Here is a 23,643-nt window from a genome sequence, read left to right as displayed (position 1 = left end):
GGGCGGATTCCGGGGCTGCCGCTAGCGCGTCTTGCGGTGGTGACGACCCGCTGCGCCCGGCTACGCCGCTAGCTACGGTTGCCGTATTCCACCCGGTTGAGCACTGACGACTGCGGATCGCCCCCGGGCAGTGGCGGCTTCGTGTCCTGTTGCACCATCAGGGTGACCCCGAAGATCGCGGCCGCGCCCAGCAGCAAACCAACCACCACGCTCGCGGCGGCGGGCGCAACGATCCGGTTCATCGGTCACTCCTCGGGTTTGGTGGATGTCACGGGGGACTACCCAAAAGTCAACCTAGCAGAACGGCCGTCACGGCCAGGGGATGCAATGTCCGTGCCAACACCGCTCGCCATAGTTGACCAAATACGGCCCGGTCGGGCTCCGGGTGGCCGGCGCGGCCGGCTCGTGCATCGTGCCGTGGTCCTGGACGGCCAGCGTGATGCCGACGGTGGCGGCGGCACCGATCATCAGGCCCGCCACCACCCCGGTGACCGCGGCCAGCGCAAACCCCGTCATCGCTGGCTCCTCCCTTGCCAGTCATTGGGTCCACGGTCAACCTAACCGCCGCTCGCCGCCACGGCGCGTCAGGTGGTGCCGCCCGGCGTGCCCACCGGCCGTGACAACATGTCCCGATGGCTTTTTCGCGCACCCTGGCCCTGCTGGCGGCCGTGTCGACGCTGGTGGCGGCCTGTGGTCACGACACCGCCCGGCCGCCCGCGTCCACGGCAACCAGCAAGCCCGCCGCCGCGCCGCCCGCACCCCAGGTCTGCGGCGACCCGACGGCCAAGCTGTCCACCCGCGACAAGCTGGCCCAGTTGCTGATGGTGGGCGTGAAGAACGCCGACGACGCCCGCGCGGTGGTCAACGGCTACCACGTCGGCGGGATTTTCATCGGCAGCTGGACCGACCTGGGCATCTTCCAGGGTCCGCTGGCCGACATCGCGGGCCAGGCCGGTCCGCTGCCGCTGGCAGTCAGCGTCGACGAAGAAGGCGGCCGGGTGTCCCGGCTGAAGTCGCTGATCGGCACGGCCCCGTCGCCGCGCGAGCTGGCCCGGACCCAGACCCCCGATCAGGTGCGCGCGCAAGCGAACGAACGCGGTAAGAAGATGCACGATCTGGGGATCACCATCGACTTCGCACCCGTCGTCGACGTCACCGACGAGTCCGACGACAGCGTGATCGGGGACCGCTCGTTCGGCGACAACCCCAAGACCGTCACCGACTACGCCGGGGCCTACGCGCAGGGGCTCCGCGACGCCGGGGTGCTGCCGGTGCTCAAGCATTTCCCGGGCCACGGCCACGGTTCCGGCGATTCGCACAAGGGCGGGGTCGTCACGCCGCCGCTGCCCGAGCTGATCAACGACGACCTGGTGCCCTACCAGACCCTGGTGACCCAGGCCCCGGTCGCGGTGATGATCGGCCACCTGCAGGTGCCCGGATTGACCGCCGACGACGAGCCGGCCAGCCTGAGCCCCGCCGCGGTCAAACTGCTGCGCGACGGCACCGGGTACGGCGGCCAACCGTTCAACGGCCCCATCTTCAGTGACGACCTGTCGAGCATGGCGGCGATCTCGGATCGCTACGGGGTGGCCGAAGCGGTGCTGCGGACCCTGCGGGCGGGCACCGATATCGCGCTGTGGGTCACCACCGACGAGGTGCCCGCGGTGCTGGATCGACTCGAAAAGGCTTTGGCCGCAGACGAACTGGCGTTGCCCTCGGTGAATCAGGCGCTGCTGCGGGTGGCCACGATGAAGGGCCCTGGTCGGTCGTGTGAACATTGACCCGCAGCTCGATCGTTACCCTGGAGTCGGATAAGCGGCTTGAAAGGTACAGCGATGGCAGGTGGCACCAAGCGGTTACCGCGCGCCGTGCGGGAACAGCAGATGCTCGACGCCGCCGTGCAGATGTTCTCGGTCAACGGCTATCACGAGACCTCGATGGACACCATCGCGGCCGCGGCGGAGATCTCCAAGCCGATGCTGTATCTGTATTACGGCTCGAAAGAGGACTTGTTCGGCGCCTGCCTGAACCGCGAAATGACCCGCTTCATCGACGCGGTGCGCGCCGACATCGATTTCACCCAAAGCCCACGGGACTTGCTGCGCAACACGATTGGGTCGTTTTTGCGTTATATCGACGCCAACCGGGCGTCCTGGATCGTGATGTACACCCAGGCGATCAGCTCGCAGGCCTTCGCGCACACCGTCCGGGAAGGCCGTGAGCAGATCATCGAGTTGGTCGCGGGTCTGGTGCGGGAGAACAGCCGCACCCCGCGTACCGACGCCGAGCACCAGATGATGGCGGTGGCGCTGGTGGGGGCCGGGGAGGCGATGGCGAATCGGCTGTCCACCGGCGACATCGACGTCGACGAGGCGGCCGAGCTGATGATCGACCTGTTCTGGCACGGTCTGCGCGGGGTGCCCGAGAAGCAGGAAGCCGGGCCCGCCCAGCGGCCCGCGTCCTAACGGGGGCCGGCGCGCTGCTCGCGGGCTAGATTCGTGCCGTGGTCCGCTCGCCCGCCAGCTCATCGGGTCGTAACGTCGACTTCTTCTGCGCGGTCGTCATCGTCGGATTGCTGGCAGGCGTGGCCGGGTTGTCGACAACGTTCGTGCTTCGTTTCATTCAGCACCTGACCTACAACTACAGTTTCGGCGCCCTGCTGGCCGGCGTGACCGGCAGCAGCCCGGTGCGTCGGGTGCTGGGGCCGATGGTGGGTGCCGCGCTGGCGGGTCTGGGTTGGTGGCTGCTGCGGCGTCGGGCCGAGGTACCGCCCCTGGCCGGTACCATCGCCGCCCACGGGCCGATACCGCGGCTGGCGTGGAGTGTCGACGCCATGCTGCAGGTGCTGCTGGTCGGCTCGGGGGCGTCGTTGGGCCGGGAGGGGGCGCCGCGCCAATTCGCCGCGGCGCTCGGTGATTTCGGGACCGGATGGTTGCGGCGGTTGGATTCCCGCGACCGGGAGATCCTGCTCGCCTGTGCGGCCGGGGCCGGTCTGGGCGCGGTGTATGCCGTGCCGCTGGCCGGGGCCTTGTTCTCCGCCCGCATCATGCTCAACACCTGGCACCCGCGCGCGCTGGGCGCGGCGTTTCTCACCTCGAGCCTGGCCGTCGCGATCGGCTCGGCCAGCACCGGTGATCACGCCAACCTGGACTGGCCGATCGGGGAGTCCACCTATTTGCTGACGGCGCACGGGCTGTTGGTGGCCCCGTTCGCGCTGGCGGTGGGCCTCGCCTTCAACCGTCTGATGGCGGCGGCGCGGCCGGCGCGGGAGCCGCGTGGCTGGATGCTGATTCCCGCCCTGGCGGGCGCCGGGCTGGTCATGGGCATCTGCTCACATTGGCGGCCCGAGTTGCCGGGCAACGGCCGCAGCATCCTGACCGTCAGCCTCGCCAGCGGACTCACCCTCGCCGCGGCGGCGGCGATCCTGTTGCTGAAGCCCCTGCTGACCGCGTTGTTCCTGCGGGCCGGTGGTGCCGGCGGGTTGCTCACGCCGTCGCTGGCCACCGGGGCGGCGACCGGTGCGCTGCTGGTGCTGACGATCAACTGGATGGCCGGAACAGACCTGCACGTTCCGGCGGTCTCGCTGGCGGGGGCCGCCGGGGTGCTCGCGGTCACCCAGGGCTCGCCGATCTGGGCCGCGATCTTCGTCTGGGAGCTGGCCCGGCCGCCGCTGTGGCTGTTCTTGGTGTTCCTGATGACCTCAACCGGTGCACACGGGCTGAACAGGCTGCTGAGCGTTCGGGTGCTCAAGCGTGACGAACGAGTCGGCTGACCCGGCCGCTACAGCGGCTCGACGGTCCCGGTCAAGTGCGGGTACCCCTTGGCGATGTTGCGCAAGGACAACTCGAAGCGCTGATGATCTTTCTCGTCGATGTACAGGCCCGCGGTCGCCGGCAGGATGAGCGGCTTGCCGAACCGGGCCGAGTACCGCACCGCGTCCGGGAGCCGGGCTTCGATGTTTGCCAATACCGCTGCGGCGCTGAACATTCCGTGTGCGATGACGGTCGGGAACCCGAAGAGTTTGGCGGCTATCGGGTTGGTGTGGATTGGGTTGTGATCACCCCCGACGACGGCGTAACGGCGGATCTGGCCCGGGGTGACGCGCAGCACGGCGCCCGGCGGCGCAATCTTGGGCTGTTTCTGCGGGGGTGGTTTGGGCTCGTCGGACAGGCTGGTGCGCTGCTGATGCAAAAAGGTTGTCACCTGGTGCCAGGCGGTCTCGTTGCCGACTTCGACGTCGGTGACCAGGTCGACCAGCAGGCCCTTGCGGTGCTCACGCAGATTCTCGGCGCGCACCCGCACCCCGACGGTGTCCGTGACCGCGATCGGCCGATATTGCGTGATGTGGTTTTCGGTGTGCACCGAACCCATTGCGGCAAAAGGAAAGTCGAACCCTGTCACCAACGACATCAGCGCCGGAAAGGTCAACGCGAAAGGGTAGGTAAGCGGCACGTTGTTGCCGAAGCGTAATCCGGTGATCGCCGCGTACTCGGCCACGTTGGTCCGGTCGATCGGCAGTTCCTCGACGGTCACCGTCCGGCTGGGCAGCTGGTCGGTCCGGGGCACCACGGGTAGTGCCCCGGCGGCCGCGCGCAGCATGTTCCGCAGCCCGCTGGGTTGATTCATCGCGTTCTCCTCGAGCTTCGCCTGGCTTGTCAGGCGCCCAACATTGCCTGGCCGCAGACGCGAATGACGTTGCCCGTCACCGCATTCGACGCTGGGCTGGCGAAGTAGGCGATGGTCTCTGCGACGTCGACCGGCTGGCCGCCCTGCAGCAGCGAGTTCATCCGGCGGCCCACCTCGCGGGTGGCGAGTGGGATCGCCGCGGTCATCTGCGTCTCGATGAAGCCCGGTGCCACGGCGTTGATCGTGATGCCTTTCTCGTAGAGCTCCGGTGCCAGCGCCTGGGTCAAGCCGATCATCCCGGCCTTGGTGGTGGCGTAGTTCGTCTGCCCGCGGTTGCCGGCGATGCCGGCCATCGACGACAGCCCGATCACCCGGCCGCCCTCGCCGATGCTGCCGTTGCCGACCAGACCCTCGGTAAGACGTTTCGGGGCAAGAAGATTGACCGCCAATACCGCGTCCCAGCGGGCGTCGTCCATGTTCACCAGCAGCTTGTCCCGGGTGATGCCGGCGTTGTTCACCAACACGTCGGCGCGTCCGGCGTAGTGGTCGCGCAGGTGTTCGGTGATCTTGTCGATCGCGTCCGCGGCGGTGACGTCGAGCCACAGCGCGGTTCCCCCCACCCGGCTGGCGGTCTCGGCCAGGGCCTCGGCCGCAGATTCCACGTCGATCGCGACGACGCGCGCACCGTCGCGGGCGAACACCTCGGCGATCGTTGCGCCGATGCCGCGCGCGGCACCGGTGACGATCGCGACCTTGCCGTCCAGTGGCCGGTCCCAGTCGGCCGGCGGGGTGGAATCGGCGGCCCCCAGGTAGAACACCTGGCCGTCGACGTACGCCGACTTCGCCGAAAGGATGAACCGCATGGTCGATTCCAGGCCCGTGGCGGCCGGTTTGGCGTCCGGTGACAGGTAGACCAGCGCGACGGTGGAGCCGTTGCGCAGCTCTTTGCCCAGCGACCGGGTGAAGCCTTCCAGCGCGCGCTGCGCGATCCGCTCGTCGGTGCTGGCCGCGGCGTCGGGGGTGGTGCCGACGACGACGACGCGCGCGCAGTGGCCCAGGTTCCGCAGCAGCGGGGTGAAGAAGTCGTGCAGCGCCTTGAGGCCGTCCGGCGTGGTGATGCCGGTTGCGTCGAACACCAGGCCGCCGAACTTGTCGGCCCAGCGGCCGCCCAGGTTGTTGCCGACCAGGTCGTAGTCGCCGCTCAGCGCGGCCCGCAGCGGCTCGACGATCCGGCCCGGCTGCTCCTGCGGGCCGCCGATCAGCAAAGACCCCGCCAGCGGCGGATCGCCGGGAGAGTAGCGGCGCAGATTCTCCGGCTGCGGGACCCCGAGTTGCTTCGCGAGGAAAGATCCGGGGCCCGAGTTGACCACTTGTGAGAACAGGTCGGAGGGACGATTGGGAGCCACTGAGCTGCCTTCCGTTGTCTTTCTGAGTCGAACATGTCGGACAAACCAACGGTATCGGGGACGAACTTACTGCAGAGTAAGAACAGTCGGTAGTATGGGTGCCAACGGCCAATCCCCCATACTGATAACCGGAGATGAACGTGGCCCCTGCAAGTTCCCAGACAACTGACCAAGCAGCTCAGACAAGTTTGAACTCCCGGCGGCGCGTCGCCGTGCTGGGCGGCAATCGCATCCCGTTCGCGCGGTCCGACGGCGCCTACGCCGAAGCGTCCAACCAGGACATGTTCACCGCGGCCCTCGGTGGGCTAGTGGATCGGTTCGGGCTGAAGGGCGAGCGCCTCGGCGTGGTCGTCGGCGGCGCGGTGCTCAAGCACAGTCGCGACTTCAACCTCACCCGCGAGTGCGTGCTGGGATCCCAATTGTCTTCGTATACACCGGCATTCGACATCCAACAGGCCTGTGGTACCGGCCTGCAGGCGGCCGTCGCGGCCGCCGACGGCATCGCCTCCGGCCGCTACGAGGTCGCCGCCGCGGGCGGGGTGGACACCACGTCCGACCCGCCAATCGGCCTGGGCGACAACCTGCGCCGCCAGTTGCTGAAGTTGCGGCGGTCGAAGTCCAACGTGCAGCGGCTCAAGCTGCTCGGCACGCTGCCCGCGGCGCTGGGCATCGAGATCCCGGCGAACAGCGAGCCGCGCACGGGGCTGTCAATGGGCGAGCACGCGGCCATCACCGCCAAGCAGATGGGCATCAAGCGGGTGGATCAGGACGAACTCGCCGTCGCCAGCCATCACAACATGGCCGCCGCCTACGACCGCGGGTTCTTCGACGACCTCGTCACTCCCTTCTTGGGGCTGTACCGCGACGACAACCTGCGTGCCAACGCCAGCGTGGAGAAGCTCGCCTCGCTGCGCCCGGTCTTCGGGGTGAAGGCCGGCGACGCCACGATGACGGCGGGCAACTCCACTCCATTGACCGACGGCGCCTCGGTCGCCTTGTTGTCGACCGAGCAGTGGGCGGCCGATCACTCGCTGCCCGTACTGGCCTATCTGGTCGACGCGGAGACCGCCGCCGTCGACTACGTCAGCGGCCGCGACGGCCTGCTGATGGCCCCGACCTACGCGGTGCCGCGGCTGCTGGCCCGCAACGGCCTGAGCTTGCAGGACTTCGACTTCTACGAGATCCACGAGGCCTTCGCGTCGGTGGTGCTGGCACACCTACAGGCGTGGGAGTCCGAGGAGTACTGCAAGGAACGGCTGGGCCTGGACGCGGCTCTGGGCTCGATCGACCGGTCGAAGCTGAACGTCAACGGTTCTTCGCTGGCCGCCGGACACCCCTTCGCGGCCACCGGCGGACGGATTCTCGCGCAGGCCGCCAAACAACTTGCCGAAAAGAAGAAAGAGGCGAACAAGGGTGGGGCGCCGCTGCGCGCGCTGATTTCCATCTGCGCCGCGGGTGGCCAGGGTGTGGCCGCGATTTTGGAGACGTGACCTGCGCAGATGCCGTAAATCGGGCCATGGTTGCCGACTGTGGATGAAGTTGATCACAGCTGATTAGTAACGGCGGGGGATGGGTAGACGAAGAGCGGATTGTCCCGTGTTGTGGTCTGACCCCCCGACCCCGACGGCAACGCGGGGCATCCCAGGTTCGAGCGCCGGTACAAGTTACGGGCGTACGGAATAGGCCGCCGCTGGAGTGAGGGGATCCAGCGGCGGTCTTTTCGTTGTCGCCCACCCATGCAAAATCCCCCGCTTCTCGTCAAAGCGGGGGATTTGCGTGTGGCCGGACCGGATATGCGGCCTAGAAGCGGCTAGAACGCCGCCTCATCGAGTTCCATGATCTCGTTGTCCAGCGTTTCGATCACCTCGCGGGTGCTGGCCAACAGCGGCAGGAAGTTCTTCGCGAAGAACGACGCCACCGCGATCTTGCCCTCGTAGAAGGACCGCTCGGCGCCACTGGCACCGCCGTCGAGCGCCGCCACGGCGACCGCCGCCTGACGCTGCAACAGCCAGCCGATGACCAGGTCACCGACGCTCATCAGGAAGCGCACCGAGCCCAGCCCCACCTTGTACAGGCTGGTGACATCCTCCTGCGCGGCCATCAGGTAGCCGGTCAGCGTGGCCGCCATGCCCTGGACGTCGGCCAACGCCTTGGCCAGGTGCTCGCGCTCGGTCTTCAGCCGTCCGTTGCCGGACTCGCTGTCGACGAACTTCTGGATCTGCTCGGACACGTGCGCCAGGGCCACGCCCTTGTCGCGGACGATCTTGCGGAAGAAGAAGTCCTGCGCCTGGATGGCCGTAGTGCCTTCGTACAGAGAGTCGATCTTGGCGTCCCGGATGTACTGCTCGATCGGGTAGTCCTGCAGGAAGCCGGAGCCACCGTAGGTCTGCAGGCTCTCGGTCAGCTTGGCATAGGCCTGCTCCGACCCGACACCCTTGACCACGGGCAGCATCAGGTCGTTGACCCTGACCGCCAGCTCGGCGTCCACCCCGTGGATGGCCTCGGCGACCGCCGCGTCCTGGTAGGTGGAGGTGAACAGGTACAGCGCGCGCAACCCCTCGGCGTAGGCCTTTTGGGTCATCAGTGACCGGCGCACGTCCGGGTGGTGGGTGATGGTCACCCGCGGGGCGGTCTTGTCCGTCATCTGGGTCATGTCGGCGCCCTGCACCCGCTGCTTGGCGTAGGCCAGCGCGTTCAGGTAACCCGTCGACAGGGTGGCGATCGCCTTCGTGCCGACCATCATCCGGGCCTGCTCGATGACCTCGAACATCTGCGCGATGCCGTTGTGCACCTCGCCGACCAGCCAGCCCTTGGCGGGCACACCGTGCTGACCGAACGACAGCTCGCAGGTCGCGGAGACCTTCAAGCCCATCTTGTGCTCGACGTTGGTGACGAAGGCGCCGTTGCGCTCGCCGAGTTCACCCGTCTCGAAGTCGAACAGGAACTTCGGCACGAAGAACAACGACAGTCCCTTGGTGCCGGGGCCGGCACCCTCCGGGCGGGCCAGCACCAAGTGGAAGATGTTCTCGAACAGGTCACCCGAGTCGGCCGAGGTGATGAACCTCTTGACGCCCTCGATGTGCCAGGAACCGTCGTCCTGCTGCACCGCCTTGGTGCGGCCCGCGCCGACGTCCGAACCGGCGTCCGGCTCGGTCAGCACCATGGTGGAACCCCAGCCACGCTCGGCGGCCAGTACGGCCCACTTCTTCTGCTCCTCGGTACCGAGGTGGTACAGGATGTTGGCGAATCCGGCGCCGCCGGCGTACATCCAGACGGCCGGGTTGGCGCCGAGGATGTGCTCGTGCAGCGCCCACAACAGCGCCTTGGGGGCGGGCACGCCGCCGAGGGCCTCGTCGAGGCCGACCTTGTCCCAGCCACCCTCTTGGACTGCGCGGACGGATTTCTTGAACTCTTCCGGCAGCGTCACCGAGTGCGTCTCGGGGTCGAAGACCGGGGGATTGCGATCACCCTCGACGAACGACTCCGCGATCGGCCCCTCGGCCAGCCGGCTGATCTCGTTCAACATTTCAGTGGCGGTATCGACGTCGAGGTCGGTGTACTCGCCTTGGCCTAATGCCTTGTCAACGCCCAGCACCTCAAACAGGTTGAACACCTGGTCGCGGACGTTGCTTTTGTAGTGGCTCACTATTCTCCTCCTCGTTGAGAACGCCACGTGTGGTTGGGTACTTTGGGCTAAGTTACCCACCAGTAACACCGCTAAAATATCCCGCGGCGTCAGATCCGCGCAAGGGACTGTGACCTAAATTTCATTGCCTAATTAACCAACCGGTTGGCAAGTGCCTGCCAACGCCTTCGACGGCTCGTCTACCTGCGGCGATAATGGACACGTGACGGGTGAGGGAAGCGCTGCCGCGGTGCCGGTGGTGGATTTGCGGGCCGGTGCCGAGCAGCTGCGGGCGGGCCTGCGCGAAGCCGCACATGAGGTGGGTTTCTTCTACCTGACCGGCCACGGTGTGTCCGAGGCGTTGACCAACCGGCTGCTTGAGGCGGCCCGGAGCCTGTTCGCGCTGCCCGACGCCGACAAGGACGCCATGGCCATGGTGCGCAGCCCGCACTTCCGCGGCTACACCCGGATGGGTGGCGAGCGGACACTCGGCCGGGTGGATTGGCGCGAGCAGATTGATATCGGCCCCGAACGGCCCGCCATCGGCGGCCCGGGCAAGCCCGACTACCTCTGGCTGCAGGGTCCCAACCAATGGCCGGCGGCGTTGCCGGCGTTCCCGGGCCTCATCGCGGAGTGGGACGCCGCCCTGTCCCGGGTCGCCCGCGCGCTGCTGCGGCACTGGGCCGCGTCGCTGGGCAGCCCGCCGGATGTGTTCGACGACGCCTTCGCCGAGACGCCGGCCACCTTGATCAAGGTCATCCGCTATCCGGCCCGCGCGGCCACGGCTGACGGCGGCGACCCGCGGCGCCCGGCTTCGCCGCGCTTGCGATCGCCGCTGACGCAGGGCGTGGGGGCGCACCGCGACTCCGGGGTGCTGACGCTGCTGCTCGCCGAGCCGGGCAGCCGGGGCCTACAGGTGCGGCGGGGTGCGCCGCACGACGATTGGGTCGATGTCCCGCCGGTGGACGGGGCGTTCATCGTGAACATCGGCGAGCTACTCGAGGTCGCGACCAGCGGCTACCTGCGCGCCACCGAACACCGGGTGCAGCTCGACGAGCAAACCGGCGAGCGCATCTCGGTGCCCTACTTCTTCAATCCCCGGCTCGACGCCCAGCTGCCGGTGCTGTCGCTACCGGGCGAACTCGCCGCGTGCACCGACCGCTCCTGGAATCCGGCGCACAAGCCGTCCGATCCGATCTTCGCGGTCTACGGGCGCAACGCCTGGAAAAGCAGAGTGCGCGCCCACCCCGACGTCGCCGAGGCACACGGATACTCGGCAGGTAATGTCACACGAGCGAATTTGTCGTCGGCGACAAGGGGCGAGTGAAGTCCAGTGAACGCATCGAACAAGCTGACCGCTTCGACACTGCGTGAAGCTTTCGGGCACTTCCCGTCCGGCGTGGTGGCGATCGCCGCGGAGGTTTCCGGTGTCCGCGTGGGGCTGGCGGCCAGCACCTTCGTGCCCGTCTCGTTGGATCCGCCGTTGGTGTCCTTCTGCGTGCAAAACACCTCGACCACCTGGCCCAAGCTCAAGGACCTGCCGATGCTGGGCATCAGCGTGCTGGGCGAGGAGCATGACGAGGCCGCCCGCACCCTGGCCGCCAAGACCGGTGACCGGTTTGCCGGGCTGGAGACGGTGTCGCGTCGCTCCGGGGCGGTGTTCATCAAGGGCACCGGCCTGTGGCTGGAGAGTGCGATCGAGCAGCTGATCCCCGCGGGGGATCACACCATCGTGGTGCTACGGGTCAACGAGGTGACCGTCGACGCCGAGGTGGCGCCGATTGTCTTCCACCGCAGCGCATTTCGGCGCCTGACGCCGCACTGATTTCACGCGTCCGCTCGCGCCGAACGTGCTCTCCCGGTGCAACAGCGGCGGGCCAAAATCTCACCATCGGAGCACGTTCGGCGACAACGCGAAGGCTCGCGGCTAGCGCCGGAACAGCTTGTTGCCCAGCCAGACGATCGGGTCGTACTTGCGATCGGCCACCCGCTCTTTCATCGGGATCAGCGCGTTGTCGGTGATCTTGATGTGCTCGGGGCACACTTCGGTGCAGCACTTGGTGATGTTGCAAAAGCCCAGACCGTGCTCCTCCTGCGCGTCGTTGCGACGGTCGCGGGTGTCCAGCGGGTGCATCTCGAGTTCGGCGATGCGCATCAGGTAACGCGGTCCGGCGAACGACTTCTTGTTCTCCTCGTGGTCGCGCACCACGTGGCAGACGTTCTGGCACAGGAAGCATTCGATGCACTTGCGGAACTCCTGGGAACGCTGCACGTCCACCTGCGCCATCCGGTACTCGCCGGGCTGCAGGTCCTTGGGAGGCGCGAAAGAGGGGATCTCCCTTGCCTTCTCGTAGTTGAACGAGACGTCGGTGACCAGGTCACGGATCACCGGGAAGGTCCGCAACGGGGTGACGGTCACGGTCTCGTCCTCGTCGAACGACGACATCCGGGTCATGCACATCAGCCGCGGCTTGCCGTTGATCTCGGCCGAGCAGGATCCGCATTTGCCGGCCTTGCAGTTCCACCGCACCGCGAGGTCCGGCGTCTGTGTCTGCTGCAAGCGGTGGATGATGTCGAGCACCACCTCACCCTCGTTGACCTCGACGGTGAAGTTCTCCAGCGCGCCGCCGGCTTCGTCGCCGCGCCACACCCGCATCGTTGCGTTGTAGCTCATTAGCTCTCCGTCCTCGAGGTCCGTCCTGGGTGATCGGCCAGCTCTTCATCGGTGAAGTACTTCTCGAGCTCCGAGATCTCGAAGAGCTCCATGAGATCCGGTCGCATCGGCACCTGGTCTTGGCGGGTGATGGTGATCTCGGGAATGACGTCTTCGCTGTTGACGGCGCGGCACACCAGCAGGACCTTGCGCCACGCGGAGTCCATCCCGGGGTGGTCGTCGCGGGTGTGTCCGCCACGGCTCTCGGTGCGCTGCAGCGCCGCCTTGGCGATGCATTCGCTGACCAACAGCATGTTGCGCAGATCGATGGCCAGGTTCCAGCCCGGGTTGTACTGCCGGTTCCCCTCGACCTTGATGTTCTTGAACCGCTCGCGGAGTTTCACCAGCCGGTCCAGCGCCTCGGTGATCTCCTCCGCCTTGCGGATGATGCCGACGAGGTCGTTCATCGACTGCTGCAGCTCCAGCTGCAACGTGTACGGGTTCTCCGGGGTGGAGCCGTCGGTGGGTCCCTCGAAGGGGGCCAGTGCGCGTTGCGCCGCCGCCTCGATGGCGGCCTCGCTGACCGACGGCCGGCTGGCCAGGGCGCGCGCGTAGTCGGCGGCGCCCAATCCGGCGCGGCGCCCGAAGACCAGCAGGTCCGACAGCGAGTTGCCGCCGAGCCGGTTGGAACCGTGCATGCCGCCGGAGCACTCGCCGGCGGCGAACAGGCCGGCGACGGTGGCCGCTCCGGTGTCGGGATCGACCTCGACACCGCCCATCACGTAATGGCAGGTGGGCCCGACCTCCATGGGCTCCTTGGTGATGTCCACCCCGGCCAACTCCATGAACTGGTGGTACATCGACGGCAGCCGCCGCTTGATCTCGTCGGGCGTCAACCGAGAGGCGATGTCGAGGTAAACCCCGCCGTGCGGGGTGCCACGACCCGATTTGACCTCCGAGTTGATCGCGCGGGCGACCTCATCGCGGGGCAGCAGGTCCGGGGTGCGCCGGGCCGAGTCGTTGTCCTTGAGCCACTGGTCGGCCTCTTGCTCGGATTCGGCGTACTGGCCTTTGAACACCGGCGGAATGTAGTCGAACATGAAGCGCTTGCTGTCGGAGTTCTTCAGCACTCCGCCGTCGCCGCGCACACCCTCGGTGACCAGGATCCCCTTCACGCTCGGCGGCCAGACCATGCCCGTCGGGTGGAACTGGATGAACTCCATGTTGATCAGCGTCGCCCCGGCGCGCAGCGCCAGGGCGTGGCCGTCGCCGGTGTATTCCCACGAGTTGGAGGTCACCTTGAAGGACTTGCCGATGCCGCCGGTGGCCAGCACCACCGCGGGCGCCTCGAACACGACGAACCGGCCGCTCTCGCGCCAGTAGCCGAAGGCGCCGGCGATCCGCCCCTCGTCTCCGGAGCCGTCCTTGATCAGCTCGGTGATGGCGCATTCGGCGAACACCTTGATGCGCGCCTCGTAGTCGCCGAGCTCGGCGAAGTCCTCCTGCTGCAGCGAGACGATCTTCTGCTGCATGGTGCGGATGAGCTCCAGGCCCGTGCGGTCACCGACGTGGGCGAGCCGGGGGTAGGTGTGGCCCCCGAAGTTGCGCTGGCTGATCTTGCCGTCCTTGAGGCGGTCGAACAGCGCGCCGTAGGTCTCCAGCTCCCAGACGCGATCCGGTGCCTCTTTGGCGTGCAGTTCGGCCATCCGCCAGTTGTTGAGGAACTTGCCCCCGCGCATGGTGTCGCCGAAGTGCGTCTTCCAGTTGTCCTTGGGGTTGGTGTTGCCCATCGAGGCGGCGCAGCCGCCTTCGGCCATCACCGTGTGGGCCTTCCCGAACAGCGACTTGGTCACCACGGCGACCCGCAGGCCGCGTTCGCGCGCCTCGATGACCGCGCGCAAACCTGCGCCGCCGGCACCGATCACTACGACGTCGTAGGAGTGCCGCTCGACCTCAGCCATAAATCCCTCGCTAGCTCAATTCAGATTTTGTTTGAAATGGCTATTCAGCCAACAAATCTCGGGTCATGAATAGCGCCGCTGGCCACCAGTGCGATGTAGAAATCGGTGACCATCAGGGTGCCCAGCGTGATCCAGGCGAACAATTTGTGCCGGGTGTTGATGTTGCTGACCTGAGTCCAAATCCAATACCGCACAGGGTGCTTGGAGAAGTGCTTGAGCCGGCCGCCGGTCACGTGCCGGCAGGAGTGGCAGGACAGCGTGTAGATCCACAGCATGATGACGTTGCCGAGCAGGATCAGGTTGCCCAGGCCGAACCCGAATCCGCCGGGTCCGGTGTCGGAGTGGAACGCGACGATCGCGTCGTAGGTGTTGATGATCGAGATGATGCCGGCGATGTAGAAGAAGTACCGGTGGGTGTTCTGGATGATCAGCGGGAACCGGGTCTCGCCGGTGTAGTGGACACGGGGCTCGGCGACCGCGCACGCGCTGGGCGACTGCCACACCGTGCGGTAGTAGGCACCGCGATAGTAGTAGCAGGTCAGCCGGAAGAGCAGCAGAAACGGCAGCGACAGGGCCGCGTACGGCAGCCACCACACGTCGGGCAGGAACTGTGGCCAGATGTCGCCGGCCTCACCGCAGCCCTTGCTGACGCACGGGGAGTAGAACGGCGTCAGGTAGTGGTACTTGGGGACGAAGAAGTAGTTCTGCTGAAATGCCCGTGCCGTCGCGTAGATGATGAACGCGGCGAAGCCGAGGTCGATCCGCAGCGGCGACATCCACCAGCGGTCGGTGCGCAGAGTGCGTTGCTGGATCCTGGCGCGCGTCGGGGAAAAAACTCCGGACGCAGGACGGTTCGCCGTGGGTGCGCTCATCAAGTGTTCCTCTTCGAACGGGCTGTTGAACGAAGCTGTTGGTCGAAGGGTACACAGAGAGGCCCCCCGAATTTTCGGGGGGCATGGCTGTCAGGATCGGTGGTGGCCCCCGACGCCCTCGTCGTCGACATCGCGCCAAAAATCGCTGTCGTACTGGGTATCGGGAATGGTGATCTTTTCACCGGAGTGCTGCACCGTGGCGCGCGCCAAGTCCAATTCGGAAACATCGGAGTCGAGTAATTCGACATCGTTGAGGATCCGGTCGGCGTCGATGACGATGCGCCGCATGGCCGGGCTGTCGCCGTAGCGTGACCGCAGGGAGTTCACACACCGACGCAGGCCACCGATGAGATCGTGCAGTTCGGCGAGTTCAGTCGTGGTGGTCAAGAGATCTCCTAAATCCGACGGTGTCACAAATCACAATGTGTTTCTCGATACTATCCACTGCGCACCGATGGTGCCGGGCAGACGACTCGTCGGGGAACACGGAGCAAATACCCATGCCACGTCAGATCACGACCGCCGCGCGCGCGGCGGCGTTCCTGGAATTGCATCGGCCCGGGCACCCCGTCGTGCTTCCGACCGTGTGGGACGCTTGGTCGGCGCGTCTGGCGACGGGGGCCGGTTTTGCCGCCCTGACCGTCGGCAGCCACCCGCTGGCCGACTCGCTCGGCAAACGTGACAACGAAGGTATGTCGTTCGACGACGTGCTCGCCGGGGTCGCCCAGATCACCGCGGCGGTCGACGTGCCGGTGTCGGTGGACATCGAATCCGGCTACGGCCAATCCCCGCAACGCCTGATCGACGGGCTGCTCAGCGTCGGTGCGGTGGGCCTCAATGTCGAGGACACCGTGCACTCGGAGAACCGGCGGCTGCGATCCGCGCGTGAGCACGCCGATTTCGTCGCGGCGTTGCGGGCGGCCGCCGACGCCGCCGGGGTGCACGTGGTGATCAACGCGCGCACGGACCTCTTCCTGCGCGGGGATGCCGGCGGCGTGGATCTGGTCGAGCGCGCAATCGAGCGGTTGACCGAGGCCGCGGGCGCCGGCGCCGATGTGCTGTATCCGGTGGGGCGCCACGATCCGGAGACGTTGCGGCGCTTGGCGACTGAGCTGCCGCTGCCGATCAACGCGATCGCGCTGCCCGACCAGGACGATCCGGCGTCATTCGGCCCGTTGGGCGTCGCCCGGATCAGTTTCGGCCCGTTTTTGCAGGCCGCATTGTCGAGCCGGGCCACCGAACTGCTGGCGCGCTGGGGTTGAGCGGCTAAATCGCCTCCAGCATTCGGTGCGGTCGGCGCAGCGCTCGGCTGACCGGATCGTCGCCAGCCGAAGTCCGCAGGCGCCGGGGCGGATGCGTGATCAGATCGGCGACGTCGGGCGTCTGACCACAGCGATCGCAGCGGCCGTCGGAGTCGATGACGCCGTCGCAATCCGCATGCACATAGGTGCGCCGCCTTGGCTTTTCCACGTAATTCTCGTCGCCCCAGCTGATCATCGACCACAGCACCGGCCACAACCGATGGCCCTTGGTGGTCAGGGTGTAGTCACCGTCGTTCTTGGCCAACACGCCCTGGGCGACCAGTAGCGCCAACCGCTCGGATAGCACGGCCTTGGGGATGTTGAGGTGACTGCGGAAATCGCTGAAGCGCCGGACCCCGAAGAAGGCGTCGCGCACGATCAGCAGGGTCCAGCGCTCACCGATAATCTCCAAAGACCGCGCGATGGGACAGTTTTCGTTCGGATATTCGCGGGGAAGCGCCACCTGGTCATGCTACCCCTTGTTGGTTCATTCAATGAACCCTATACTCGAGAACATAAAGTTCATTCACCGAACCATCGCCGCGGGGCGCGACGAGGGCGATCCGAGGAGTGCGATGACAAGTAGCGTGAAAACGGCGAAGTATGACGTGGTGTCACACACCGTGAACCGCATCGACGTTGCCACCGGTGTCGAGTTCGACGAGTTCATCGCCGAGTTCGAGGCGGCCGCGCCGGTGGTCGACCGGGGCGTGGTGAGCGAGATCGCCAGTCGGGGCGGCACCTGGGACGACGTGCTTGCGGCGGCGGACGCCAACGCACCGCACGGCCTGATGGTTTACGGGAAGATCGACGTATTGCCGTTCTTTTCCATCGCCGGCCACACCACCAAAGCGGTGGAGTACTTGCTGGGCAACCACACGATCGCCGAGACGATGTTTCGTCATGACCCGAAGGCCATGCTGTATGCGCCATTACGACTGTTGATCCACGCTGACGCCGACGGCAACGCGGTGCTTACGATGGATCAGCCCAGCGCGGTGTTCGGCAGCCTCGGCATCACCGAGGTGACCGCGGTCGGCTACAGCCTGGATCGCAAGGTGGCAAACCTGTTGCGCGTGATCGGGATTGACGCCGACGAAGCGTTCCGCTGATGCCTTGAGACGCGACCGGCGAAGCCCGTGGGCTCCGCCGGCCGCGTGGTTGTTCGTCCGGCTTACTTGGTGATCGCGATGCGCTGCGCCTGCGTGCCGGCGTAGGCACCGGCCACGCGCACCGTTAACACACCGGCGTCGTAGGAAGCCGTGATGGCTTCGCGGGTGACGTGCGCCGGCAACTGGAACGAGCGGCGGAACGAGCCGTAGCGGATCTCCCGCACGGTGCGCCCGTCTTTGTCGTCGGCGAACTCGTCGCGGTGTTCACCGTGGATGACCAGCCGGCCCCGGTCGAGCTCGACGTTGACGTCCTTTTCGACATCGACACCGGGCAGCTCCAGACGTACCACCGCGTCGTCGCCGTCCTTGACGACCTCCGCAGCGGGGCTAAAACCACTGGCCGTGGGCTGGAACCAGTCGGCTACCGCGGCCGGTCCGAAGAAGTCGCGTAGCCATCGGTCGGTGTCCCAGGCCGGACGTGACCACAATGCGAGATTGCTCATGATCTCTCCTCGTTGCTTCCTTATGTTTGGTTGTGAATGTGCTGTGCCCGGCTCGCTGGTGGCCGGCTATACAGTGAAACTTGAGCGAACCACGCTTAAGTTCCACTCGACCGTTCGCCACCAGAGAACACACATCACACAGGAAGTTGTGAGGTGTGAGAGCCACGTCATACGCGCGATACATTGCGCGATTTTCAGTTAATTTCTTGCCTCTAATCTCTTGGCATGACCCCAACACCCAAGACGCAGGAGCACTGTGCTGCACGTCACTTGGTGGTGGTCGGGCATGGCATGGTCGGCCACCGACTGGTCGAGGCCCTGCGAGCCCGCGACGCCGAGGGTGCTTGGCGTATCACCGTTTTGGCCGAGGAAGCCGACGCCGCCTACGACCGCGTCGGACTGACGTCGTATACCGAAAGCTGGGACCGTGGGCTGTTGGCCCTGCCCGGCAACGACTACGCCGGTGACGATCGGGTGCGGCTGCTTCTGAACGCGCGTGTCACCGAAATCGACCGTGCGACAAAGTCGGTGGTGACTGCCGACGGCCAACGCTACGACTATGACACCCTGGTCTTGGCGACCGGTTCGTACGCTTTCGTTCCGCCGGTGCCCGGCCACGACTTGCCCGGATGTCACGTCTACCGCACCCTGGACGACCTCGACGAAATCCGTGCCGCCGCCGAGGCGGCGCGGGACGCCGGTCACGACGCGGCGGGAGTGGTGATCGGTGGCGGCCTGCTCGGTCTGGAAGCCGCCAACGCCTTGCGGCAGTTCGGCTTGCAGACGCACGTCATCGAGATGATGCCGCGACTGATGGCCCAGCAGATCGACGAGGCCGGGGGCGCGCTGCTCGCCAGGATGGTCTCCGAGCTTGGCATCCGTGTGCATGTCGGCACCGGCACCGAAGCGATCGAAATCGTCGAGCGCGCAGACGGTTCGGCGTCGACCCGGGTCCGGCTGACCGACGGCGACGAAATTGACGCCGGCCCGGTGATCTTCGCGGCCGGGATCCGGCCACGCGACGAGCTGGCTGCTGCCGCGGGCCTGACCCTCGGTGAGCGCGGCGGCGTGCTCACCGATCTTTCCTGCCGCACAAGCGATCCCGACATCTACGCCATCGGCGAGGTGGCCGCGATCGAGGGACGGTGCTACGGCCTGGTCGGGCCGGGCTACACCTCGGCCGAGGTGGTGGTGGACCGGCTGCTGGGCGGCGCCGCGGAGTTCCCCGAGGCGGATCTGTCCACCAAACTCAAACTGCTCGGCGTCGACGTCGCAAGCTTCGGTGACGCGATGGGCACCACCGAGAACTGCCTCGAGGTCGCCATCAACGACGCGGTCAATCGGACCTACGCCAAGCTGGTGCTCTCCGACGACGCAAAGACACTGCTCGGCGGCGTGCTGGTTGGCGACGCGTCCAACTACGGCGTCCTGCGGCCCATGGTCGGCAGCCAGCTGCCGGGCGACCCGCTCGCGCTGATCGCACCCGATCAATCAGGCGGCGGCGCTTCGGCTTTGGGTATCGGGGCGCTCCCGGACTCGGCGCAGATCTGCTCGTGCAACAACGTCACCAAGGGCGATCTGAAGTGCGCCATCGCCGACGGCTGCGGGGATGTTCCGTCGTTGAAGTCGTGCACCGCGGCCGGCACCTCGTGCGGATCCTGTGTGCCGTTGCTCAAGCAGCTGCTGGAAGCCGAGGGCGTCGAACAGTCCAAGGCGCTGTGCGAGCACTTCAGCCAGTCGCGCGCCGAGCTCTTCGAGATCATCTCGGCCACCGAGATCCGGACGTTCAGCGGCCTGCTGGAACGGTTCGGTCGCGGAAAGGGTTGCGACATTTGCAAACCGGTGGTCGCATCGATCCTCGCGTCGACCGGTTCGGACCACATTCTCGACGGCGAGCAGGCCGCGCTACAGGACTCCAACGACCACTTCCTGGCCAACATTCAAAAGAACGGCAGTTACTCCGTGGTGCCGCGGGTGCCCGGCGGCGACATCAAGCCGGAGCATCTGATCCTGATCGGTCAGATCGCGCAGGACTTCGGGCTCTACACGAAGATCACCGGCGGACAGCGCATCGACATGTTCGGCGCCCGCGTGGACCAGCTGCCCCAAATCTGGAAGCGGTTGGTCGACGGCGGCATGGAGTCCGGCCACGCGTACGGCAAGGCGTTGCGCACGGTGAAAAGCTGCGTCGGTACGGACTGGTGCCGTTACGGGCAGCAGGACTCGGTGCAGCTGGCCATCGACCTGGAACTGCGCTACCGGGGCCTGCGGGCACCGCACAAATTCAAGATGGGCGTCTCCGGCTGCGCCCGCGAATGCGCCGAGGCGCGCAGCAAGGACGTCGGCGTCATTGCCACCGAAAAGGGTTGGAACCTCTACGTCGGCGGCAATGGCGGCATGACACCCAAGCACGCCCAGTTGTTGGCCAGCGATCTCGACACCGAGACCCTGGTGCGCTACATCGATCGGTTCGTCATGTACTACATCCGCACCGCGGATCGGCTGCAACGCACCGCGCCGTGGGTCGAATCCCTGGACGGCGGCCTCGATCATGTCCGCGAGGTCGTCTGCGAGGACTCGCTGGGCCTGGCCCAGGAATTCGAGGCCGCAATGGAGCGGCACGTGCAGAACTACAAGTGCGAGTGGAAGGGCGTGCTGGAGGATCCCGACAAGCTTTCGCGGTTTGTCTCTTTCGTCAACGCGCCGGACGCAATCGATTCGACCGTGACATTCACCGAGCACGCCGGCCGCAAAATCCCGGTGTCGATCGGGATGCCGCGGGTCCGTTCTTAGAGGCTGGAGGGCTAGAGCGAGCATGACAATTCTCAACGACGTTCAGGTGTGGACCACCGCCTGCTCCTACGACCACCTCATCCCGGGCCGTGGCGTCGGCGTGCTGCTCGACGACGGCTCGCAGGCGGCACTGTTCCGCTTGGACGACGGATCCCTGCACGCCATCGGCAACATCGACCCGTTCTCCGGTGCGGCCGTGCTCTCGCGCGGCATCGTCGGTGACCGCGGTGGTCGCGCCACGGTGCAATCGCCAATCCTCAAGCAGGCGTTCGCACTCGAGGACGGTTACTGCCTCGACGACCCGCGAGTCTCGGTGCCCGTGTACCAGGTGCGTGTCACCGACGACGGTCAGATCCAGATCGGCCGGTTTGCCGGCTAGTCGATCTCGCCGACCAGGTACCGCTGCATCGTCGGCCCAATGGCGTCGACGAGGGCGTCCACCGACATGGAGTGCAACGGTTCGGAGCGCACCCCGTAGCGCATGATGCCGAGGCCGACCAGTTGTGAGGCGCACAGCGATGCGCGCACGGCAGCCTTGTCCGCGCCCAGCAACTTCAGCATCGGGCCGAAAATCGGTCCGATGAAGGCACTTTGCACGACCTCCGCGGTCTTCGCCATTCCGGTGGAAGCGATGGCACCGGCTGCGAAGGGTCCGCCGCCGGCGGCGTCCCAGGTGGTGATCAGCATGTACAACGTTCGGCGGCCGACCTGGTTGACCCCGCCGGTGATGATGCGATCAATGAATTCCGGTGTGCCGAACGGCAACCGCAACATCTTCGCTACCGGATCACGTAGCCCACGCGATGGCTCTTCGCGACGGGGCATGTTGCCAGGATCACTCGTGTGCGGTCAAAGATCAAGCATTACCCGTGTCGGCGCGCCCAGCCGGTAGTGGCGCATCGGGTGCCGGGCGGCCGGCACGGCCCGGCGGAACCGGTTCGCGACCAGCCGGGCCAGCCGCGGATGCGTCCCCAACGGGCGGCTGACCACGTCGGCGCCGCAGTCCTGTAGCCGCTCCTGGAACAGCCCGTCGGCAAGCAGGTAGGACGCGATCGCGACGCGTCGCGCCCCCTGCGCCCGGGCCATCGCCACGGCCTGGCGGATGTCCGGGTCGCCGGTGGCCGCGAAGCCCAGCGTCACGCGCGATCCGGTCAGCGCCGACAGCAGCGTGGCGGTGGTGTGCAGGTCTCTGCGGGCGATCGGGTCCGATGTACCGGCCGCGCCGAGGATCACCGAATCACGTGGACGCCAACCCGATTGAGCCAGTTGATCGGCGACGATACGTGCAATCTCGCCGTCCGGACCCAGGGCCGCGGTGACGACGACATCCGGATGTCCGCTGGCCGCGACGTGATTGGGCACATCGGTGCGCACGTGATAACCGCGGGACAGGAACGCCGGCACCACGATGGCGCGCTGGCTGCCGGCGGCCGAAAGCACCTCGCTGGGGGTGGGTCCCAGGACGTCGACGAAGGCGACCCACACCGTTCTGCCCAGCAGAACGCTCACCTGCGTGGCCAGATCGCCGATCATCGCGACGCCACCGGGTCGGCGCGTCCCGTGTGCGGCAAGAATCAGGCTCACGACACACCCGCCGGCTCATCGATTGCCAGCCGATAACCGCGCTTGACGACGGTCGCGACAATGTTTTTGTCGCCCAACGCTGTTCGCAGGCGTAACACCGCGGTGTCGACGGCGTGCGGGTCGTTGCTGTTGCCCGGCAGCACCCGTAGTAGATCGCCGCGGGCCACCACGTCACCGGGACGCTGGGCCAGCGCGCGCAGCACCGCCATCCCCGATCCGGACAGCGATTGCACCGACCCGTCGACCAGGACGCAGTTCCCGCGGATCTCGACCACGTGTCCGGCGGCCCGCACGGTCGACGACCCCAGCAGCGGAAGCTTCTCGGCGATGTGACGAGCCAAGGCGCCCAACCGCATCCGTTCCGGTGCCGAGGTCGGAATTCCCTTGCGGTGCAACGGCTGCGCCGTCACCGGGCCGACGCACATCGCATGCACCTCGGTGCGCAGCGCCTCGATCACCTGGGCCTCGATGTTCAAGTCGCGGCTGCGTTCCAGGACGGCCGCCGCGGCCGGCGCCGAGGTGAAGCTGACCGCGTCGAATTGCCGGCGGGCAATGCCGGTGACCAGTTGATCGAAGTTGCCGCCCATGGGGGTGGACTTCCAGCGGTACACCCGGATGGGCACCACATCGGCGCCCGCGGCGCGCAGCCCGCCGATGAATTCCGGGAACGGATCCCACGCATCGGCAGCGCCGTGTAACTGGACCGCGATCCGCTGGCCGCTCACCCCGGATTCGAGCAGATACCGGAGCAGCTCTTGGGAGGATTCGGATTTCGGTGACCACTCCTCGTGCAGACCCGCGGCGCGCAGGGCGCCGGTCGCCTTCGGGCCCCGCGCCAGCACCCGCGCGTTGGACAACGAGGCGATCAGCTGGTTGGACAGTCCCCAGCCCTCGGCAGCGGCCACCCAGCCGCGAAAGCCGATGCCGGTGTGGGCCACCAGGATATCGGGCGGATCCGCGATGACGGCTTCGGTAGTGCTTTGCAGTTCTTCATCTTCGGGCAACGCGATCATGTTGATCGCGGCGGCGCTGGATACCTCGGCGCCCTGCCGGCTCAATAATGCGCACAGCTCTTCGGATCGGCGCGAGGACGTCACCGCTACCCGGTAACCGGTGAGCGGCGCCGAGTCGGGCCGGTCCATACGACCTGTGTAGGCCCGCGACGTTTCGGCGATGTTACCCGGCGATTGCTGGCGCATTGCTCGCG

The 23,643-nt window shown here is 66.7% G+C and carries 24 protein-coding genes; 10 read left to right on the top strand and 14 right to left on the bottom strand.

The window, feature by feature from the left end; genetic code table 11:
• Positions 1-68 precede the first annotated feature (68 nt).
• On the bottom strand, positions 69-242 hold the full coding sequence (locus tag AWC25_RS11380; RefSeq protein ID WP_003874046.1) for a DUF2613 domain-containing protein: 174 nt from the start codon (positions 240-242) through the stop codon (positions 69-71).
• A 67-nt stretch (positions 243-309) separates the two neighbouring features.
• Positions 310-516 carry a DUF2613 family protein gene (locus AWC25_RS11375; protein WP_069399928.1) on the bottom strand — a complete coding sequence of 69 codons (207 nt, stop codon included), beginning with the start codon at positions 514-516 and terminating at the stop codon, positions 310-312.
• Between the two features lie 116 nt (positions 517-632).
• Here AWC25_RS11375 and AWC25_RS11370 point away from each other — a divergent pair, with 116 nt between their 5' ends.
• From AWC25_RS11370 to AWC25_RS11360, 3 genes are read left to right on the top strand one after another with little or no spacing between them, the layout of a single operon-like run.
• Positions 633-1,781, top strand: a complete 1,149-nt coding sequence (locus AWC25_RS11370) for a glycoside hydrolase family 3 N-terminal domain-containing protein (protein WP_069399929.1) — start codon at positions 633-635, stop codon at positions 1,779-1,781.
• A 54-nt stretch (positions 1,782-1,835) separates the two neighbouring features.
• Complete coding sequence (locus tag AWC25_RS11365; protein WP_069399930.1) at positions 1,836-2,465, top strand: TetR/AcrR family transcriptional regulator; 630 nt, start codon at positions 1,836-1,838, stop codon at positions 2,463-2,465.
• A 38-nt stretch (positions 2,466-2,503) separates the two neighbouring features.
• Complete coding sequence (locus tag AWC25_RS11360; protein ID WP_085166800.1) at positions 2,504-3,772, top strand: chloride channel protein; 1,269 nt, start codon at positions 2,504-2,506, stop codon at positions 3,770-3,772.
• Positions 3,773-3,780: 8 nt separating this feature from the next.
• On the opposite strand, the gene AWC25_RS11355 is transcribed toward AWC25_RS11360, so the two are convergent.
• Both AWC25_RS11355 and AWC25_RS11350 read right to left on the bottom strand, forming a co-directional pair.
• Positions 3,781-4,626 carry a MaoC/PaaZ C-terminal domain-containing protein gene (locus tag AWC25_RS11355; RefSeq protein ID WP_069399932.1) on the bottom strand — a complete coding sequence of 282 codons (846 nt, stop codon included), beginning with the start codon at positions 4,624-4,626 and terminating at the stop codon, positions 3,781-3,783.
• A 29-nt stretch (positions 4,627-4,655) separates the two neighbouring features.
• A complete protein-coding gene (locus AWC25_RS11350) occupies positions 4,656-6,032 on the bottom strand; it encodes a 3-oxoacyl-ACP reductase (protein WP_069399933.1) in 1,377 nt (458 codons plus the stop codon).
• Positions 6,033-6,166: 134 nt separating this feature from the next.
• On the opposite strand from AWC25_RS11350, the gene AWC25_RS11345 reads away from it, so the two are divergent.
• Positions 6,167-7,522 (top strand): acetyl-CoA C-acetyltransferase, encoded by a 1,356-nt coding sequence (locus AWC25_RS11345; RefSeq protein ID WP_069399934.1) that lies wholly within the window; start codon positions 6,167-6,169, stop codon positions 7,520-7,522.
• A gap of 320 nt (positions 7,523-7,842) precedes the next feature.
• Here AWC25_RS11345 and AWC25_RS11340 read toward each other — a convergent pair whose 3' ends face one another.
• Entirely contained in the window at positions 7,843-9,678 is a 1,836-nt protein-coding gene (locus tag AWC25_RS11340; protein WP_085166799.1) for an acyl-CoA dehydrogenase, read from the bottom strand.
• A gap of 202 nt (positions 9,679-9,880) precedes the next feature.
• Between AWC25_RS11340 and AWC25_RS11335 the strand changes: the two genes are divergently transcribed.
• Both AWC25_RS11335 and AWC25_RS11330 read left to right on the top strand, forming a co-directional pair.
• Positions 9,881-10,984, top strand: a complete 1,104-nt coding sequence (locus AWC25_RS11335) for an isopenicillin N synthase family dioxygenase (RefSeq protein WP_232326965.1) — start codon at positions 9,881-9,883, stop codon at positions 10,982-10,984.
• A 6-nt stretch (positions 10,985-10,990) separates the two neighbouring features.
• Positions 10,991-11,482: a flavin reductase family protein gene (locus AWC25_RS11330; RefSeq protein ID WP_069399936.1), complete on the top strand. Its 492-nt coding sequence runs from the start codon at positions 10,991-10,993 to the stop codon at positions 11,480-11,482.
• 102 nt (positions 11,483-11,584) lie between these two features.
• On the opposite strand, the gene AWC25_RS11325 is transcribed toward AWC25_RS11330, so the two are convergent.
• The 4 genes from AWC25_RS11325 to AWC25_RS11310 form a co-directional block, all read right to left on the bottom strand.
• On the bottom strand, positions 11,585-12,331 hold the full coding sequence (locus AWC25_RS11325; protein WP_069399937.1) for a succinate dehydrogenase/fumarate reductase iron-sulfur subunit: 747 nt from the start codon (positions 12,329-12,331) through the stop codon (positions 11,585-11,587).
• A complete protein-coding gene (locus AWC25_RS11320; RefSeq protein WP_069399938.1) occupies positions 12,331-14,271 on the bottom strand; it encodes a fumarate reductase/succinate dehydrogenase flavoprotein subunit in 1,941 nt (646 codons plus the stop codon). Before AWC25_RS11320 ends, AWC25_RS11325 begins: the two co-directional genes overlap by 1 nt.
• 44 nt (positions 14,272-14,315) lie before the next feature.
• Positions 14,316-15,143, bottom strand: a complete 828-nt coding sequence (locus tag AWC25_RS11315) for a hypothetical protein (protein ID WP_069399939.1) — start codon at positions 15,141-15,143, stop codon at positions 14,316-14,318.
• A gap of 90 nt (positions 15,144-15,233) precedes the next feature.
• Positions 15,234-15,530: a hypothetical protein gene (locus AWC25_RS11310; protein WP_069399940.1), complete on the bottom strand. Its 297-nt coding sequence runs from the start codon at positions 15,528-15,530 to the stop codon at positions 15,234-15,236.
• A gap of 113 nt (positions 15,531-15,643) precedes the next feature.
• Between AWC25_RS11310 and AWC25_RS11305 the strand changes: the two genes are divergently transcribed.
• On the top strand, positions 15,644-16,405 hold the full coding sequence (locus AWC25_RS11305; protein ID WP_069399941.1) for an isocitrate lyase/PEP mutase family protein: 762 nt from the start codon (positions 15,644-15,646) through the stop codon (positions 16,403-16,405).
• 4 nt (positions 16,406-16,409) lie between these two features.
• Here AWC25_RS11305 and AWC25_RS11300 read toward each other — a convergent pair whose 3' ends face one another.
• Positions 16,410-16,907 (bottom strand): winged helix-turn-helix transcriptional regulator, encoded by a 498-nt coding sequence (locus tag AWC25_RS11300; RefSeq protein ID WP_069399942.1) that lies wholly within the window; start codon positions 16,905-16,907, stop codon positions 16,410-16,412.
• Between the two features lie 112 nt (positions 16,908-17,019).
• Here AWC25_RS11300 and AWC25_RS11295 point away from each other — a divergent pair, with 112 nt between their 5' ends.
• Positions 17,020-17,556, top strand: coding sequence for a DUF302 domain-containing protein (locus AWC25_RS11295; protein WP_084229266.1), 537 nt, complete (start codon positions 17,020-17,022; stop codon positions 17,554-17,556).
• 62 nt (positions 17,557-17,618) lie between these two features.
• On the opposite strand, the gene AWC25_RS11290 is transcribed toward AWC25_RS11295, so the two are convergent.
• On the bottom strand, positions 17,619-18,059 hold the full coding sequence (locus AWC25_RS11290) for an Hsp20/alpha crystallin family protein (RefSeq protein ID WP_069399943.1): 441 nt from the start codon (positions 18,057-18,059) through the stop codon (positions 17,619-17,621).
• 225 nt (positions 18,060-18,284) lie between these two features.
• On the opposite strand from AWC25_RS11290, the gene nirB reads away from it, so the two are divergent.
• Together nirB and nirD are read left to right on the top strand one after the other, a co-directional pair.
• Positions 18,285-20,852 carry a nitrite reductase large subunit NirB gene (gene nirB / locus AWC25_RS11285; RefSeq protein WP_085166798.1) on the top strand — a complete coding sequence of 856 codons (2,568 nt, stop codon included), beginning with the start codon at positions 18,285-18,287 and terminating at the stop codon, positions 20,850-20,852.
• Between the two features lie 22 nt (positions 20,853-20,874).
• Positions 20,875-21,231: a nitrite reductase small subunit NirD gene (gene nirD / locus AWC25_RS11280; RefSeq protein WP_085166797.1), complete on the top strand. Its 357-nt coding sequence runs from the start codon at positions 20,875-20,877 to the stop codon at positions 21,229-21,231.
• Here the strand turns inward: nirD and AWC25_RS11275 are convergent.
• Genes AWC25_RS11275 through AWC25_RS11265 form a run of 3 tightly spaced genes read right to left on the bottom strand, consistent with a single transcriptional unit; the run spans position 21,228 to position 23,578 of the window.
• Entirely contained in the window at positions 21,228-21,677 is a 450-nt protein-coding gene (locus AWC25_RS11275; protein ID WP_085166796.1) for a TetR/AcrR family transcriptional regulator, read from the bottom strand. The genes nirD and AWC25_RS11275 overlap by 4 nt on opposite strands.
• A 24-nt stretch (positions 21,678-21,701) precedes the next feature.
• Positions 21,702-22,436 carry a sirohydrochlorin chelatase gene (locus AWC25_RS11270; RefSeq protein ID WP_085166795.1) on the bottom strand — a complete coding sequence of 245 codons (735 nt, stop codon included), beginning with the start codon at positions 22,434-22,436 and terminating at the stop codon, positions 21,702-21,704.
• Positions 22,433-23,578, bottom strand: coding sequence for a uroporphyrinogen-III synthase (locus AWC25_RS11265; RefSeq protein ID WP_069399948.1), 1,146 nt, complete (start codon positions 23,576-23,578; stop codon positions 22,433-22,435). Before AWC25_RS11265 ends, AWC25_RS11270 begins: the two co-directional genes overlap by 4 nt.
• Positions 23,579-23,643: the final 65 nt, after the last annotated feature.

The organism is Mycobacterium sherrisii (assembly GCF_002102355.1).
In the GTDB taxonomy this organism is placed as follows: domain Bacteria; phylum Actinomycetota; class Actinomycetes; order Mycobacteriales; family Mycobacteriaceae; genus Mycobacterium; species Mycobacterium sherrisii.
This window is presented reverse-complemented; position numbering and strand designations above follow the sequence as displayed.